The organism is Stenotrophomonas sp. GSD10 (genome assembly GCF_056172695.1).
This window is the reverse complement of record NZ_JAOCMC010000002.1, coordinates 2,571,693-2,585,479: the sequence shown is the minus strand read 5'-3', so window position 1 is coordinate 2,585,479 and position 13,787 is coordinate 2,571,693. Positions and strand designations below refer to the sequence as shown.

Below are 13,787 nucleotides of genomic sequence, written 5' to 3'. Positions count from 1 at the left end.
CGCCCGCGTGGCGCCGTTGCTGTATCTGGAGCGGGGGTTAACGAATCTGCAGCGATTGCTCTGCTACGGTCGGCATCCGCTCACACAGGACGTGTCCATGGCTCTGCATCGATTCATCGTGGTAGGCGTGCTGCTGGCGCTGGCCGGCTGCAGTACCCCAGCGTCGTACGAAGGCGCGGACTTCTCCGCATCGGCGCAATGCCGCATGCAGTGCCAGGCCAGCTACCGCAGCTGCATGGCGCAGAATGATTCCATCGGCAGCCGCCAGAGCAACTGCGAGCAGCGGGTGGCGCCGGCCCCGGACAAGCGTTGCAAGGACGTGGACAACCCGGAGTTGCGGCGCTCCTGCGAACTGAAAGCACATGACTGCACGATGCGCGCGCCGATGATGTCCTGTGGTGAACGCCGGGATTCCTGCATGAGCAGTTGTGGTTGAGCAACGATTGCCCGCGTGGGCGCATAATCGGCCGCTCCACCCGCACAGGATCTGCCGCATGAGCATCACGCTGTATGGTTCGCCCAGTACCGCCGCCCTGGTGGTGCATTGGCTGCTGATCGAACTGGACATCGCGCATGAACTGGTGTCGCTGGATTTCGATACGCAGGAGCACAAGGCGGCCGGGTACCTGGCGCTGAATCCGGCCGGCGTGGTGCCGACGCTGATGATCGACGGCATGGTGCTGACCGAAGCGGCGGCCATCGCGCTGTATCTGGCCGACCGGCATCCGGAGGCCAACCTGTTGTCGGCGCTGGGCACGCCACAGCGGGGCGATGCCTACCGCTGGATGTTCTGGTGCGCCAATACGCTGCAACCGGCCTATCGGGCCTGGTTCTATCCGCATGAGGTGGCGGGCGAGGCGCACGTGGCCGCCAGCCGCGAAATGGCGCGGCAGCGCCTTGAAGCGGCCTGGCAGCACGTGGCTACCCATCTGCAGGCGCACGGCCCCTACCTGCTGGGCGCAACCCCTGCGTGGTCGACTACATGCTGGTGATGCTGATGCGCTGGTCGCGCAATATGCCCCGGCCCAGCGACACCTGGCCGGCGCTGAAGGCACACGCCAGCGCGATGAAGGCGCGCCCGGCCTTCGCCGAGGTGTACCGCCGCGAGGGCATCACCGACTGGCTGTAAGCCTGTTCTGTAGAGCCGAGCCATGCTCGGCTGCATTCACGGCTTGCACGCGGACCGCAGCCCAGCATGGCTCGGCTCTACCAGGGCGGGGCGGGTTACAGCAGCTCCAGCACCGTTTCCGGGGACGGCACAGGCGCGTGCCGCGCGCGGTGCGCACCACCGGGCGGTTGATCAGCCGTGGGTGTTCAGCCATGGCCGCCAACAGGGTGGCCTCATCGGCGTCCGCCAGGCCCAGCTCGGCGAACGATTGCTCCTTGCTGCGCACCAGCTCATGCGCGGACAACCCCGACTCGGCCAGCACCTGGCGCAGCGTGGCGATGTCGGGAGGACTGTCCAGATAGTCGATCACCACCGGTTCGAAGCCGGCGTCGCGGATCAGCTTCAGCGCACCCCGCGAGTTGCTGCAGGCCGGGTTGTGCCAGATCGTCACGTGCATCAGAACCACTCCAGCAGCGACACGCCCACGCCGACGTACGTGGCCTTGTGGTTGTAGTCGATCAGGCTCTCGCCATAGCCATCGAAGACCTGTACGTGGCCGCGCAGCAGGTTGCTGATCGGGAAGCCATAGTCCAGCTGCAGCGCACCGTGTGAGCGGCTGCCGGTGCGCAGCGAATGGCGCGCCATCAGCGAGACCTCGTGGCCGTTGCGGTTCCACGTCAGGGTCGCATCACCGCGGCCCATGTAGTCCTCGATGTCCGGGTTGTTGTCATCGCTGCGGGTTTCCGGAATGCGGTACCACGGGCGCAGCACCAGCGCCCAGTTCTCGCGGTCCAGGCCGATGTTGAGCATCACCCGGTTCCAGCTGCGCGACAGCGGGTCGGCGCGGCCGTTGGACTGGTGGTTCAGCGCGATGCCGGTCATGCGCCCGCGCCAGCCCCCGATCGAGTAGCCGTTGCGGAACACCATCATCACTTCCGGCTCGTAGTTGGTTTCGCGGAACGGTCGCGAATCGGCGCTGTTGTAGGCCTGCCAGCGCGAGCTCTGGGTGTAGCCGGCCCAGATGTCGCCGTTGTCGCCGAACAGGTTCTCGGCGATCTTGGTCTTGAAACTGATCTGGAACTTCAATTCGGCGCTGTCCAGCACCTGCGGCGTGGTGACCGTATTGGCCGGGTTCGGCGAGTGCGGCGTGGTGTTGCGGTCGCTGGTCCAGAACGCCGGCAACAGGTACACCGGCTTGTAGGCGCGCAGCTGGAACGGGCCCAGCTTGGAGTCCTCGGCCAGTTCCCAGCGGCTGTCCAGCAGCGAGCCGCGGCCGGCATTGGCCAGCGCGCTGTCCGGGGCCGCCGGGCGGAACAGGTCGCTGACGCGCTCGCGCAGCTTTTCCTCACCCTGGCTCACGCGTGCGGTCTGGCGTTCTTCGCGGCGGGCCTGTGCGGCGGCTTCGGCGGCTGCATCGGCGGCGGCCGTGGCCTGCGGGGTATGCCCGAACTGACGGTCATAGCAGGCCAGGCGGGCCGCGTCGGTGGTGATGGCCGCACACGCCGCCGGCGAGGCTTCGGCGCTGGGCGCGAACTCCTGGGCGGCCGCCGTAGCGCTGGCCAGGGACAGGGCCACGGCCAGCGGTGCGAGGCGGGGAAACAGCGTGGGGAGGGTCATTGCAGCAGGCCCTTCAGTGAATACGGGGAACGCACAGTGTGGCGACTGCGCCGGATGGCGGCCAGCCCCCACGGTTTATGCACGGGCACGGCGTGCGCGCGGCGTGAAGGCGATGCCCGCTACAGGAACCAGGCAAAGGCAAACAGGCCCAGCATCGCGATGACCACGGCCAGCTTCAGCGCCAGGCCCAGCAGGATGCCCAGCCAGGTGGCCAGGCCGACCTTGGTCGAGCGTCCCAGTTCACGGGTGTGCCAGTACTCGCCGGCCAGCGCGCCGAGCAGCGGCCCGGCGAACAGGCCGATCGGCATGAAGAACAGGCCGACGATGCTGCCCACGAACGTGCCCCACAGGGCTTTGCGGCTGGCCCCGACCCGTTGGGCGCCGACCACGGTGGCCAGCACGTCAACCAGCAGCGAGAGCAGGGTCAACACGCCCAGCGCCACCAGGGTGGGCCAGCCGACATGCGCGAAGCCGTCGGCCCAGGCGGCCAGCAGCAGGCCGACGAAGACCAGCGGGATGCCTGGCAGGGCCGGCAGGATGATCCCGGCGATACCGACGAGGACAGAAATGACCGCTAGCAGATACAAGATGAATGAGAGTCCCATGCTGGTCCGTATGGTGGTCGTTTTGGGGTTGACAGTGAAAGATTTTGCCAGTTGCTTTTTCGTTTTGGGCGGGTTAAGTTGCAGTCGCTGAGCTTGGCAAGGTCACCGTGGATCGTGGCCTGATGAAGCAAGATCTTCCCGATCCGCTGCATCGATGCACCTCGCTTCCCCTTGCTTGTCAGCCGCCCACCAGGCGTTTCCAACAACAAGAGAGAGTCATCAGGGAGTTAGTGAGATGTCCGAACGCGAGACCGGTACCGTCAAGTGGTTCAACGATGCAAAGGGCTTCGGCTTCATCAGCCGTGAAAACGGCGAAGACGTGTTCGTGCACTTCCGCGCCATCCAGACCCAGGGCTTCAAGAGCCTGAAGGAAGGCCAGAAGGTCACCTTCACCGTCGTGCAGGGCCAGAAGGGCCTGCAGGCCGACGCTGTGCAGCCGACCTGATCGAGCTGCATCACGTCAAACGGAAAAGGCCCGCGCAAGCGGGCCTTTTCTTTACCGGTGGCCCGTTGCCGATCAGCGCAGGATGACCTTGCCGTTGACCACGCGCACGTAGGTGTTCTCGCGGATGCCGGCCAGATCGCGCTGGTTGACCACGATGGTGCGGCCATCATCCATGCGCACGCTGATGTCGTAGGTGTCGCTGGTGACGTTCTTCTGGATCTGGTTGCCGGCCAGTGCACCACCGACCGCGCCCGCGGCGGCGGCGATGTTCTTGTTGCCACGGCTGCCACCGGTGTGGTCGGAGATCTCATGACCGGCCACGGCGCCGACGATGCCGCCCAGGATCGCGCCGGTCGCGCTGGGCGCGGTACGGCCCGAGGGCACCACGTTGATGCGGGTGACGATGCCGCAGTCGGCACAGCGGCCCTGGTTGTAGCCGCCGTTGTTGCCGTAGCCGCCCGAGTTGTAACCGCCATTGTTGTAGCCGCCGCCGCCGTAGCCGGGCGAGGTGGCACAGCCGGCCAGGGCAAGGGTGGCGATGGCGCTGGCAGCGATGAGCTGGATCTTCATGGGGCGTCTCCTGGCCGTGAAGGCGGGTGCGTTGGGTGGTACTGCGTCATGCAGCAGGGTGGACGAATCGTCCCCTTTTGAACGTGAACGAGGTGCCAACCACGCGTGCACAGTCCGGCTGGAAGATGAATGCGCTTCAGCGGAAATCCTGATGGCAGGCCCGGCAGTCGCTCTGCACGGTTTCCACCACCTTGGCCAGGGCGGTGCAGTCACTGGGCGGCGCAGCCAGTGCGGCGTTGAGGGTGCCGCGCAGCCGGCTGGCATGCTGCTGGAACTGGGCGCTGTCCTTCAGCGCGGGAAAGGCCAGGTCCAGGTCGTTGGACAGCAGGCGCAGCGCCTGCAGGCGCGGAACGCTGTCGGCCAGGCTGCAGCGGTTCTGCTGCTGGGCCTGCTGCAACAGCTGCGACTGCCGCTGCATCACCTGCATCAGGCTGTCCGGGAACGGATCGCGGCGAGCCTGCAACACGCGCCCGACCATCACCGTGGCGACCAGGCCGATCAGCAGGCCCAGGCACAGCACGAACAGGTAGCGGTGGGCGGAGGACAGGCGGCGGGGCGGGCTGGCGTTCATGGCGGGCTCTCCGGTCGTGCAACGGTGGGTTTGGTACCGGCGCGCTGTAGGCACGCGTGCCTGCACGTTAAAATAGCCGGATGAACGAACAGGTCAAACAACGCTTCGCCGGCATCGAACGGCTGTATGGCGTAGGTGCGCTCGAGCGCCTGCAGGGCAGCCGCGTGGCGGTGGTGGGCATGGGCGGCGTCGGCTCGTGGGTGGTGGAAGCGCTGGCGCGCTCGGCGGTCGGCCACCTGACCCTGATCGATGCCGACGACATCTGCGTGTCCAACACCAACCGGCAACTGCCCGCGCTGGAAGGCAACTACGGCCGCAACAAGGCCGAGGCGATGGCCGAGCGCTGCCGTGCGATCAATCCGGATATCGGCGTCGATGCGGTGCAGGCGTTCCTGACCGTTTCCAACATGGCCGAGCTGCTGGACCGAGGCTTCGACCTGGTGATCGATGCCTGCGACAGCTTCCGGGTCAAGGTCGAGACGATCGCCTGGTGCCGCCGCCGCAAGCTGCCGCTGTTGACCGTGGGGGCCGCCGGGGGCCGCACCGACCCGACCCTGGTGCGCATCCGCGATGTCTCGCGCACCGAGCATGACGCCATGCTGGCGCTGATCCGCAAGAAGCTGCGCAGCGAGTTCAATTTCCCGAAGAATGCCAAGCGCTATTTCGGCGTGCCGGCGGTGTATTCGCTGGAGAACGTGAAGTATCCCCAGGCCGACGGCAGTGTCTGTGGCCTGCGCCCGAACCTGGGGGCCGACGCCGCGCTGAAGCTGGATTGCGGTGCCGGCCTTGGTGCGGCCACCCACATCACCGGCGCCTTCGCGTTTGCTGCGGTGGGCAAGGCGCTGGAGATGCTGCTGGAGCCGAAGAAGGTGAAAACTGAGGTGACCGAGGCCCACGCCGACGCGTGACGGTGGTGCCAGCCGCCCGGGGTTGCCGGCCAACGGCCGGCACTACCGTTCAACCGGGGCTATCGCCGGTAGTGCCGGCCGCTGGCCGGCATAGGGTCCACCGCAGTGGCTGCCGCATGCCGACCAAGGTCGGCACCCACCGTTACATTGCCGGCAGCGCGAACAGCCGCCGCGCATTCTCCGTTGTGGCCTGCGCCACCGCCTCCAGTTCCACCCCGCGCAGCGCTGCCACGTGCCGGGCAATGGTCGCCAGCCGCGCCGGTTCGTTGCGCTGGCCACGGATGCCGGCGTCGGGCTGGTCCGGCGCATCGGTTTCCAGCAGCAGCTGTTCCAGCGGCATCTCCCGCACCAGCCGCTGCAGCCGTTGCGCGCGCTCGTAGGTCAACGGGCCGCCCAGGCCGAGCAGGAAGCCCTGCCGGTGCAGCTGTGCGGCCTGTTCCGGGCTGCCGGAAAAGCTGTGCACCACGCCACGCAGGCCGCCGATGCGGCGGATCGCCGCGATTACCGCATCCACCGCGCGGCGTGCGTGCACGATCACCGGCAGATCGAATTCACGGGCCAGTTCCAGCTGGCCGATGAAGTAGGCCAGCTGGGTGTCCGCATCGAGTCCCTCAACGAAGAAGTCCAGCCCGCACTCACCGATCGCGCAGGGGCGTTCGCGCTCGATCCATTCGCGCAGCAACGGCAGATGCTCGGGCCGATGCGCCGCCAGGAACATCGGGTGCAGGCCATAGGCCGGGTACAGCCCCGGCGCCTGTGTGCAGACCTCGCGCAGCTTCGGCCAGCTTGCGGCGGTGACTGCCGGCACCACCTGGACATGGACGCCGGCCGCCTGCGCGCGTGCGATCACGGCCGCGCGGTCAGGGTCGAACTCACTGGCATCGAGGTGGCAATGGCTGTCGACCAGCACGCTCAACGCTGTTCCAGGGGCGGCGGCGTCGCGGTGTTGCGGCTTTTCCAGTTGGCCAGCAGCAGCGTTCCGAACCCCAGCACCAGCTCATCGACGAACGGAATCGGGTCGGGGATGAACAGGGTCAGCACGAACAGGCCGGCGGTCAGCTTGAACAGGGTGGGGTAGCGCAGCCGGCGGGCCCATTGCAGAACCGGCAGCAGCATCGGGTTGGCCATGGCGGCAATCCTCGTGGGGAATATGCAAACGCTACCACGGGCCCAGCATTTCCCGATGCTGAATGGGTTACAGGAATGAGCAGGAAATGTGGAGATTCCGTTCAGGCAGTGCATGCTGCAATCTGCGTCGAGAACGTTGCGGATGGTCCGCAAGGAGCAGGTCATGAAAAGTACAACAACAACTGTCCTGGTCGCAGCGGGCGCGCTGCTGGTCGGTGGCATCGCCACCGCTGCCTTCATGAAGAGCGGCGGTTCGTCGCCCGATTCCATCAGCGCCGGAACCCCCAACGGTGAATCGCGCCTGGTCAATGGCAACGCCAGCGACGACGGTGCCCGTGGTGACATGCTCGACCCGTCCGCGCCGCGTGGGCTGGAATATGCCGACGTGCTGAAGGTCGACCCGATCACCGAGAAGCAGAAGGCCTACGCCACCGTGATCGGCACCGATCCGGTGCGTGAGACCTCCACCACCCAGACCCCGCACGAAGTCTGCGAAGACGTGACCGTGCAGGAACGCCTGCCTGAGCGCGACGGTAATGTCGGCGGCACCGTGGTGGGCGCGGTGGTCGGTGGCCTGCTCGGCAACCAGGTCGGCGGCGGCAACGGCAAGAAGGCCGCCACCGCAGCCGGTGCAGTGGCCGGTGGCCTGATCGGCAACCAGATCGACAAGCGCCATGTCGGAGGCCGCGTGGTCAACCGTACCGAACGCCAGTGCCACACCGAGACCGCCACCTCCGAGTCGAGCCGCGTCACCGGCTACAACGTGACCTACCGCAATGAGGACGGCACCACCGGCACGATGCGCATGGCCAGCAAGCCAGGCACCCGCATTGCCATGGGTACCAACGATGTGGTGAAGGGCTACAACGTGACCTACCGCTATGACGGCGCAGAGAAGACCGTGCGCCTGGACAACAAGCCGGCCAGCGATCGCCTGCCGGTGGTTGACGGCCAGCTGGTCACGCAGACCGCTGCCGCCGGTGCGACCGCCGCCACGCGCCAGTAATTCCGGCGCAGCGCGCAGTACGCAGTACCGAACGGGCCGGCACATGCCGGCCCGTTTCGTTGTGCGCGCCGGTATTCATCCCTGTGGCGACGGAATCCACCATCATGGTGGCCCCTTCGACATGGAGTCGGCATGAGCATCTTCGACCTGCGCCTGGAAACCGAGCGGCTGATCCTGCGCCCGCTGCTGCGCGAGGATTACGAACCCTACCTGGCGTTCTGTGCCGACGAGGAAACGATGCGCACTCTGGGCGGTGTGCAGCCGCCATCGGTGGCCTGGCGCGGTTTCTGCAGCCTGGCCGGTGCCTGGCAGCTGTTCGGCTTCTCGATGTTCAGCGTGATCGAGAAATCCAGTGGCCAATGGATCGGACGGATGGGCCCCTGGCAGCCGCAGGACTGGCCGGGGACGGAGGTCGGCTGGGGCATCCGTCATGCCAGCTGGGGCCGGGGATATGCGCCGGAAGCGGCGGTCGCCGCCATCGACTGGGCCTTCGATACGCTGGGCTGGGACGAGGTGATCCATACCATCGCCGAGAACAACGACAACTCGCGGGCCGTAGCGCGCAAGCTCGGCAGCACGCTGCTGCGCATGGGCGAGCTGCCGCCGCCCTACAACGACAAGCCGATGCAGATCTGGGGCCAGTCGCGCGAGCAATGGCGGCAACGCGTGCGCTGAGCGTTGCCCGGTAGTGCCGGCCGCTGGCCGGCAATCGCTGCCGGCCAGCGGCCGGCACTACCGTGTCGCCATGCTGCACCCGCGCTTGGCATTCACCGGCGCACTTGCCAGACTGCACGCAGCCGGCCGCCGGCCGGATCCGATGGAGCAGGCAATGGTGGAAGAGCGCGTCCCGCTGACGGTGCACGGCATGTCGGTCTCGGGCAATTGCCACAAGGTCCGACTGCTGCTGGAGCAGCTGGGCAGCCGCTACCGCTGGGTGGAGGTCGACAGCGCTCACGGGCAGACCCACACCGCCGAGTTCCTGGCACTGAATCCCAATGCCAAGGTGCCGCTGATCGTCCGCGACGACGGCCGCGTGCTGACCGAATCCAATGCGATCCTGTTCTGGCTGGCCGAAGGCACGCCGTATCTGCCGGTGGATGGCTGGGAGCGTGCGCAGGCGCTGAGCTGGATGTTCTTCGAGCAGTACACGCATGAGCCCTGCGTGGCCGTGGCGCGTTTCATCCGTGGCTGGACCGCAGCCGATTCGCCGCGCCGTGGCGAACTGCCGCGCCTGCATGAGCGCGCCGCCAGCGCGCTGGCGGTGATGGAGCAGCACCTGCGCCAGGCGCCGTGGTTCACCGGCAGCGGCTACGGTATCGCCGACATTGCCCTGTTCGCCTACACCGATGTGGCGGGCGAGGGCGGCATCAGCCTGGAGCCGTTCCCGGAAGTGCGTGCCTGGCTGCAGCGGGTGCGTGCACAGCCCCGCTTCCTGCCGATGCCGGCGGTGACCGCCGAGGTGCGCGCACGGCTCGACGGTCGCGCGTAGCGTCGAGCTTGCTCGACGGGTTTCCAGAGCAGTCGAGCAAGCTCGACGCTACGGATGCAGGGCCCCATGCCCGGCCGAACGCAACAACGACACGGAGGGTGTTCGATGTTCGCTGTGGTTCCCGATCCGATTCCCGCACGCATGCGCGTGCTCAACCGCGCCGATGTGTGCGACGTCAATTTCCTCGAGGCGGTGCGCGGTTGGCGCGGCAGCCCGCGCCCGCGACCGGCGCCGGATGCACCGATCCTGCCGGGCAGCACGCTCACTGCCGCAGCCTTTGATGAACTGTTCGATTCGCAGCTGGCCAGCCGCCAGCTGGACCTGATGGCACGCGTACTGCGCGTGCAGAACAAGGTCTTCTACACCATCGGTTCGTCCGGCCACGAGGGCAATGCGCTGCTGGCGCGGGCCTGCCGGCATACCGACCCGGCGTTCCTGCACTATCGTTCCGGCGCCTTCATGGCCGAGCGCTCGCGGCAGGTGCCGGGCATCGATCCGTTGCGTGATGCCGCCCTGTCATTCGCCGCCAGCGCCGAGGATCCGGCCAGCGGTGGCCGCCACAAGGTGTGGGGCAGCAAGCCGCTGTGGGTACTGCCACAGACCTCGACCATTGCCTCGCACCTGCCCAAAGCGCTGGGTACCGCGCTGGCCATCGAGAGCGGCAAGCGGCTGGGCCAGGATCTGCCGATTCCCGCCGACAGCATCGTGCTGTGTTCGTTCGGCGATGCCTCGGCCAACCATGCCACCGCGCAGACCGCCTTCAACACGGCCATGTGGTCGGCCTACCAGAAATTGCCGGCACCGATCCTGTTCGTCTGCGAAGACAACGGCCTGGGCATCTCGGTGAAGACCCCGGAGGGCTGGATCGCCGAACGTTTCAGCCGGCAACCGGGGTTGGACTATTTCTTTGCCGACGGTCTGGACCTGGCCAGCGGCCATGCCCAGGTGCAGGCGGCGGTGGAGCATTGCCGGCGTACCCGGCGGCCGACCTTCCTGCATCTGCGCACCACGCGCCTGATGGGCCATGCCGGTACCGATTTCGAGGTGGAATGGCGCGCGCTGCCGGAGCTGTGCGCGGCCGAGGCGAGTGACCCCCTGCTGCGCTCGGCGCAGATCGCGCTGGAATCGGGCTGGATGGATGCGGCGGCGATCGAGGTCGCATACGAAACGATGCGCGCGCGCTGCATGGCCGCCGCAGCTGAAGCCGAAGGCAGCGCCACGCTGCAATCGCTGCAGCAGGTGATGGCCCCGCTGGCGCCATACACGCCGGCCGCGGTGCAGGCGGAGGCGCAGCGGGCGGTGCCGGCGGCAACGCGCGAGGCACTGTATGGCGACGCCGGGGCACTGCCCGAGCGGCAGGCACCGCGGCACCTTGCGATCCAGATCAACCACGGCCTGCAGGAACTGTTGGCCAAGTACCCGCAGAGCCTGCTGTTCGGCGAGGACGTGGCGCAGAAGGGCGGCGTCTACACCGTCAGCAAGGATCTGCTGCGCCGCTTCGGCCCGCGCCGGGTGTTCAACACGCTGCTGGATGAAACCATGATCCTGGGCATGGCGCAGGGCCTGGCCAACATGGGCATGCTGCCGATTCCGGAGATCCAGTACCTGGCGTACCTGCACAACGCCATCGACCAGCTGCGTGGCGAGGCGTGTTCGCTGCAGTTCTTCTCCAATGACCAGTATCGCAACCCGATGCTGGTGCGGGTGGCGGGGCTGGGCTACCAGAAGGGCTTCGGCGGCCACTTCCACAATGACAATTCGATCACCGCGCTGCGCGACATTCCGGGGCTGGTGGTCGGCTGCCGTCGCGCGGCGACGACGCGGTGATGATGCTGCGCACGCTGGCGGCGATGGCGCGGGTGGATGGGCGGGTGGCGGTGCTGCTGGAGCCGATCGCGCTGTACATGAGCAAGGACCTGCACGACGCCGGTGATGGCCAGTGGCTGTTCGACTACCCGGCGCAGGGGCAGGCGCTGGTGCCGGGCGAGGGGCGGGTCTATGCCCCCGAGGCTGACGACCTGGTGGTCTACACCTATGGCAACGGCGTGCCGATGGCGCTGCGGGCGGCGCGGGCGATCGAGCAGCGGCTGGGCTGGCAGGTCAGGGTGGTCGACCTGCGCTGGCTGGTACCGCTGGATGCCGGCTTCATCGCCGGCCAGGCGGCCAGCGCACGGCGGGTACTGGTGCTGGACGAGGGCCGCCATAGCGGTGGGGTGGGCGAAGGCGTGGTCACCGCCCTGGTCGAAGCCGGGTTCGGCCATCTTCCGCTGCGCCGGGTCTGTGGCGCCGATACCTATACCCCGTTGGCAGGGGCAGCAATGTTTGGGCTTCCAAGCGACAATGCGGTGATTGGCGCCGCCCTCGACCTGGCGCAGGAACCCTGATGCATGTGTGGATTGGCGGGAATGTTGTTGCCGGCGCCGATGGCGTCGGCCGAGGCGCTGCAGGCGCAGGTGCTGGCCATGGGCCAGGCGCTGCACCATCGCGGGCCGGATGATGGCGGCAGCTGGGTTGATGCCGGGTCCGGCATCGCGCTGGCGCATCGCCGCCTGAGCATCCTCGATCTGTCCCCGCTGGGCCACCAGCCGATGGCCTCGGCCGATGGCCGCTACGTGATGGCCTACAACGGCGAGGTCTACAACTTCGCGGCGCTGCGCGCCGAGCTGGAGCCGCTGGGGCATGGCTTCCGTGGCCATTCCGATACCGAAGTGCTGCTGGCGGCGATCCTGCAGTGGGGCGTGGAAGAGACCCTGCAGCGCTGCAACGGCATGTTTGCCATCGCGCTGTGGGACCGTCAGGAGCAGTGCCTGTGGCTGGCCCGCGACCGCGTCGGCAAGAAGCCGCTGTACTACGGCTGGGCCGGTGACACGCTGGTGTTCGGTTCGGAGCTGAAGGCGTTGTGGCAGCACCCGGCCTTCGACAACGATATCGACCGCGACGCACTGACCCTGCTGCTGCGGCTGGACTACATTCCGGCGCCGCACAGCATCCACCAGCGCTGCTACAAGCTGATGCCCGGCCGCGTGCTGCGCCTGGACGCGGCGATGGTTGCTGCCGGTGCGGCCGCGCATCGCCCGGAGCAGGCGCAACGCCCGTACTGGGATGCGCGTGCACGCATGCAGGCGGCACTGGCCGCGCCGTTCCAGGGCCGCATCGAGGAGGCCGAGGAACAGCTGGACACGCTGCTGCGCGATGCAGTGGCGCTGCGGATGGTGGCCGATGTGCCGGTCGGTGTGTTCCTGTCCGGCGGTACCGATTCGTCGCTGGTGGCCGCGCTGATGCAGGCGCAGAGCGGGCAGCCGGTGCACAGCTTCAGCATCGGCTTCAGCGATTCGAGCCATGACGAGGCGCCCTTGGCCAGGGAACTGGCGGCGCAGCTGGGCTGCGATCACACCGAGCTGTATGTCAGCGGCGCCGACGCGCTGGCGGTGGTGCCGCAGCTGCCGGCGATGTTCGATGAGCCCTTCGCCGATGCCTCGCAGGTACCGACCGCGCTGGTCGCCCGGCTGGCGCGGCAGGGCGTGACCGTGGCGCTGTCCGGCGATGGCGGCGATGAACTGTTCTTCGGTTACACGCGCTACGTGCGCGCGCTGCGCAACTGGCAGATGCTCGGCCGCGTGCCCGGCCCGTTGCGGCGCTGGATGGGCGCGCGTTCGCAGCAGCAGGGCGAGGCCTCGCGCACCGGTGGGTTGGCGGCACTGCTGGCCGAGACCGGCGCGCGTGGCATCGGCGACGTTTACCGCAACCGCATTTCGCGCTGGCGCGATCCGGCCGCCGCCGTGCCCGGCGCGCAGGCCGCCGGCAGCTTCTATGACCTGGCCGATCCCCTGCACGGCGCCGGCACCCCGGCCGATGCGATGATGCTGGCCGATTTCGTGAGCTATCTGCCCGACGATCTGCTGTGCAAGGTCGACCGCACTTCGATGGCGGTCAGCCTGGAGGCGCGGGCGCCGTTGCTGGACTGGCGCGTGGCCGAGTTCGCCTGGTCGCTGCCGCTGGGCTTCAAGCGCAGCGAAACCACCAGCAAGGTGCTGCTCAAGCGCGTGCTGGGCCGCTACGTACCGCAGTCGATGGTGCATCGACCCAAGCGTGGCTTCGGCGCACCGGTCAGCGATTGGTTGAAGGGCGACCTGCGGCCGTGGGCCGACGATCTGCTGCAGCCCGCGCGCCTGGAACGCGAAGGCGTGTTGTCGGCGGCGGCGGTGCAACCGCTGTGGCAGCAGTTCCTGGGCGGGCAGCGCAAGTGGCACACCCATCTGTGGAACGTGCTGATGTTCCAGGCCTGGCAGGCGCATTGGCGGCAGGTGCGCGCAGGCGTCAGCGGCGGCTGATCTTCACCG

General features: G+C 67.7%; 13 protein-coding genes and 3 pseudogenes. 9 read left to right on the top strand and 7 right to left on the bottom strand.

Annotation, left to right across the window (positions count from 1 at the left end; all coding sequences use genetic code 11):
• Positions 1–97 precede the first annotated feature (97 nt).
• Positions 98–436, top strand: a complete 339-nt coding sequence (locus N4G47_RS12150; RefSeq protein WP_309337083.1) for a hypothetical protein — start codon at positions 98–100, stop codon at positions 434–436.
• 58 nt (positions 437–494) lie between these two features.
• A pseudogene (locus N4G47_RS12145) lies at positions 495–1,129 on the top strand (glutathione S-transferase family protein).
• A 95-nt stretch (positions 1,130–1,224) separates the two neighbouring features.
• Here N4G47_RS12145 and arsC read toward each other — a convergent pair.
• The 3 genes and pseudogenes from arsC to N4G47_RS12130 form a co-directional block, all read right to left on the bottom strand.
• Positions 1,225–1,565: pseudogene (arsC, locus tag N4G47_RS12140) on the bottom strand (arsenate reductase (glutaredoxin)).
• Positions 1,565–2,725 carry a phospholipase A gene (locus tag N4G47_RS12135; RefSeq protein ID WP_475287403.1) on the bottom strand — a complete coding sequence of 387 codons (1,161 nt, stop codon included), beginning with the start codon at positions 2,723–2,725 and terminating at the stop codon, positions 1,565–1,567. Before N4G47_RS12135 ends, arsC begins: the two are co-directional and overlap by 1 nt.
• Before the next feature lie 119 nt (positions 2,726–2,844).
• Complete coding sequence (locus N4G47_RS12130; protein ID WP_475287401.1) at positions 2,845–3,330, bottom strand: DUF456 domain-containing protein; 486 nt, start codon at positions 3,328–3,330, stop codon at positions 2,845–2,847.
• Between the two features lie 235 nt (positions 3,331–3,565).
• On the opposite strand from N4G47_RS12130, the gene N4G47_RS12125 reads away from it, so the two are divergent.
• Complete coding sequence (locus N4G47_RS12125; protein WP_057498273.1) at positions 3,566–3,775, top strand: cold-shock protein; 210 nt, start codon at positions 3,566–3,568, stop codon at positions 3,773–3,775.
• A 72-nt stretch (positions 3,776–3,847) separates the two neighbouring features.
• Here the strand turns inward: N4G47_RS12125 and N4G47_RS12120 are convergent, their stop codons facing one another.
• Together N4G47_RS12120 and N4G47_RS12115 are read right to left on the bottom strand one after the other, a co-directional pair.
• Complete coding sequence (locus N4G47_RS12120; RefSeq protein ID WP_057498272.1) at positions 3,848–4,345, bottom strand: glycine zipper 2TM domain-containing protein; 498 nt, start codon at positions 4,343–4,345, stop codon at positions 3,848–3,850.
• A gap of 136 nt (positions 4,346–4,481) precedes the next feature.
• Positions 4,482–4,916 (bottom strand): hypothetical protein, encoded by a 435-nt coding sequence (locus N4G47_RS12115; protein WP_475287398.1) that lies wholly within the window; start codon positions 4,914–4,916, stop codon positions 4,482–4,484.
• An 80-nt stretch (positions 4,917–4,996) separates the two neighbouring features.
• Between N4G47_RS12115 and N4G47_RS12110 the strand changes: the two genes are divergently transcribed.
• On the top strand, positions 4,997–5,824 hold the full coding sequence (locus N4G47_RS12110) for a tRNA threonylcarbamoyladenosine dehydratase (RefSeq protein ID WP_475287396.1): 828 nt from the start codon (positions 4,997–4,999) through the stop codon (positions 5,822–5,824).
• A 142-nt stretch (positions 5,825–5,966) separates the two neighbouring features.
• On the opposite strand, the gene N4G47_RS12105 is transcribed toward N4G47_RS12110, so the two are convergent.
• Together N4G47_RS12105 and N4G47_RS12100 are read right to left on the bottom strand one after the other, a co-directional pair.
• Positions 5,967–6,740, bottom strand: coding sequence for a TatD family hydrolase (locus N4G47_RS12105; protein ID WP_475287394.1), 774 nt, complete (start codon positions 6,738–6,740; stop codon positions 5,967–5,969).
• The gene (locus tag N4G47_RS12100; RefSeq protein ID WP_107230912.1) at positions 6,737–6,952 is read right to left on the bottom strand and encodes a DUF6116 family protein; all 216 of its coding nucleotides are present in this window, start codon (positions 6,950–6,952) and stop codon (positions 6,737–6,739) included. Before N4G47_RS12100 ends, N4G47_RS12105 begins: the two co-directional genes overlap by 4 nt.
• Before the next feature lie 163 nt (positions 6,953–7,115).
• Between N4G47_RS12100 and N4G47_RS12095 the strand changes: the two genes are divergently transcribed.
• From N4G47_RS12095 to asnB, 5 genes and pseudogenes are all read left to right on the top strand, one after another.
• Positions 7,116–7,958, top strand: coding sequence for a glycine zipper 2TM domain-containing protein (locus N4G47_RS12095; protein ID WP_409460239.1), 843 nt, complete (start codon positions 7,116–7,118; stop codon positions 7,956–7,958).
• Between the two features lie 132 nt (positions 7,959–8,090).
• Positions 8,091–8,633 carry a GNAT family N-acetyltransferase gene (locus N4G47_RS12090; RefSeq protein ID WP_475287391.1) on the top strand — a complete coding sequence of 181 codons (543 nt, stop codon included), beginning with the start codon at positions 8,091–8,093 and terminating at the stop codon, positions 8,631–8,633.
• Positions 8,634–8,787: 154 nt separating this feature from the next.
• Positions 8,788–9,447, top strand: a complete 660-nt coding sequence (locus tag N4G47_RS12085; protein WP_475287389.1) for a glutathione S-transferase family protein — start codon at positions 8,788–8,790, stop codon at positions 9,445–9,447.
• A gap of 105 nt (positions 9,448–9,552) precedes the next feature.
• Positions 9,553–11,831: pseudogene (locus tag N4G47_RS12080) on the top strand (thiamine pyrophosphate-dependent enzyme).
• Positions 11,832–11,834: 3 nt separating this feature from the next.
• Entirely contained in the window at positions 11,835–13,778 is a 1,944-nt protein-coding gene (gene asnB, locus N4G47_RS12075) for an asparagine synthase (glutamine-hydrolyzing) (protein ID WP_107230909.1), read from the top strand.
• Positions 13,779–13,787 lie beyond the last annotated feature (9 nt).

What these genes read in the sequence shown, in the direction of transcription:
- N4G47_RS12150 (WP_309337083.1), top strand. Translation starts at nt 98, where the DNA reads ATGGCTCTGCATCGATTCATCGTGGTAGGCGTGCTGCTGGCGCTGGCC.
- N4G47_RS12135 (WP_475287403.1), bottom strand. Translation starts at nt 2,725, where the DNA reads ATGACCCTCCCCACGCTGTTTCCCCGCCTCGCACCGCTGGCCGTGGCC.
- N4G47_RS12130 (WP_475287401.1), bottom strand. Translation starts at nt 3,330, where the DNA reads ATGGGACTCTCATTCATCTTGTATCTGCTAGCGGTCATTTCTGTCCTC.
- N4G47_RS12125 (WP_057498273.1), top strand. Translation starts at nt 3,566, where the DNA reads ATGTCCGAACGCGAGACCGGTACCGTCAAGTGGTTCAACGATGCAAAG.
- N4G47_RS12120 (WP_057498272.1), bottom strand. Translation starts at nt 4,345, where the DNA reads ATGAAGATCCAGCTCATCGCTGCCAGCGCCATCGCCACCCTTGCCCTG.
- N4G47_RS12115 (WP_475287398.1), bottom strand. Translation starts at nt 4,916, where the DNA reads ATGAACGCCAGCCCGCCCCGCCGCCTGTCCTCCGCCCACCGCTACCTG.
- N4G47_RS12110 (WP_475287396.1), top strand. Translation starts at nt 4,997, where the DNA reads ATGAACGAACAGGTCAAACAACGCTTCGCCGGCATCGAACGGCTGTAT.
- N4G47_RS12100 (WP_107230912.1), bottom strand. Translation starts at nt 6,952, where the DNA reads ATGGCCAACCCGATGCTGCTGCCGGTTCTGCAATGGGCCCGCCGGCTG.
- N4G47_RS12095 (WP_409460239.1), top strand. Translation starts at nt 7,116, where the DNA reads ATGAAAAGTACAACAACAACTGTCCTGGTCGCAGCGGGCGCGCTGCTG.
- N4G47_RS12090 (WP_475287391.1), top strand. Translation starts at nt 8,091, where the DNA reads ATGAGCATCTTCGACCTGCGCCTGGAAACCGAGCGGCTGATCCTGCGC.
- N4G47_RS12085 (WP_475287389.1), top strand. Translation starts at nt 8,788, where the DNA reads ATGGTGGAAGAGCGCGTCCCGCTGACGGTGCACGGCATGTCGGTCTCG.
- asnB (WP_107230909.1), top strand. Translation starts at nt 11,835, where the DNA reads ATGTGTGGATTGGCGGGAATGTTGTTGCCGGCGCCGATGGCGTCGGCC.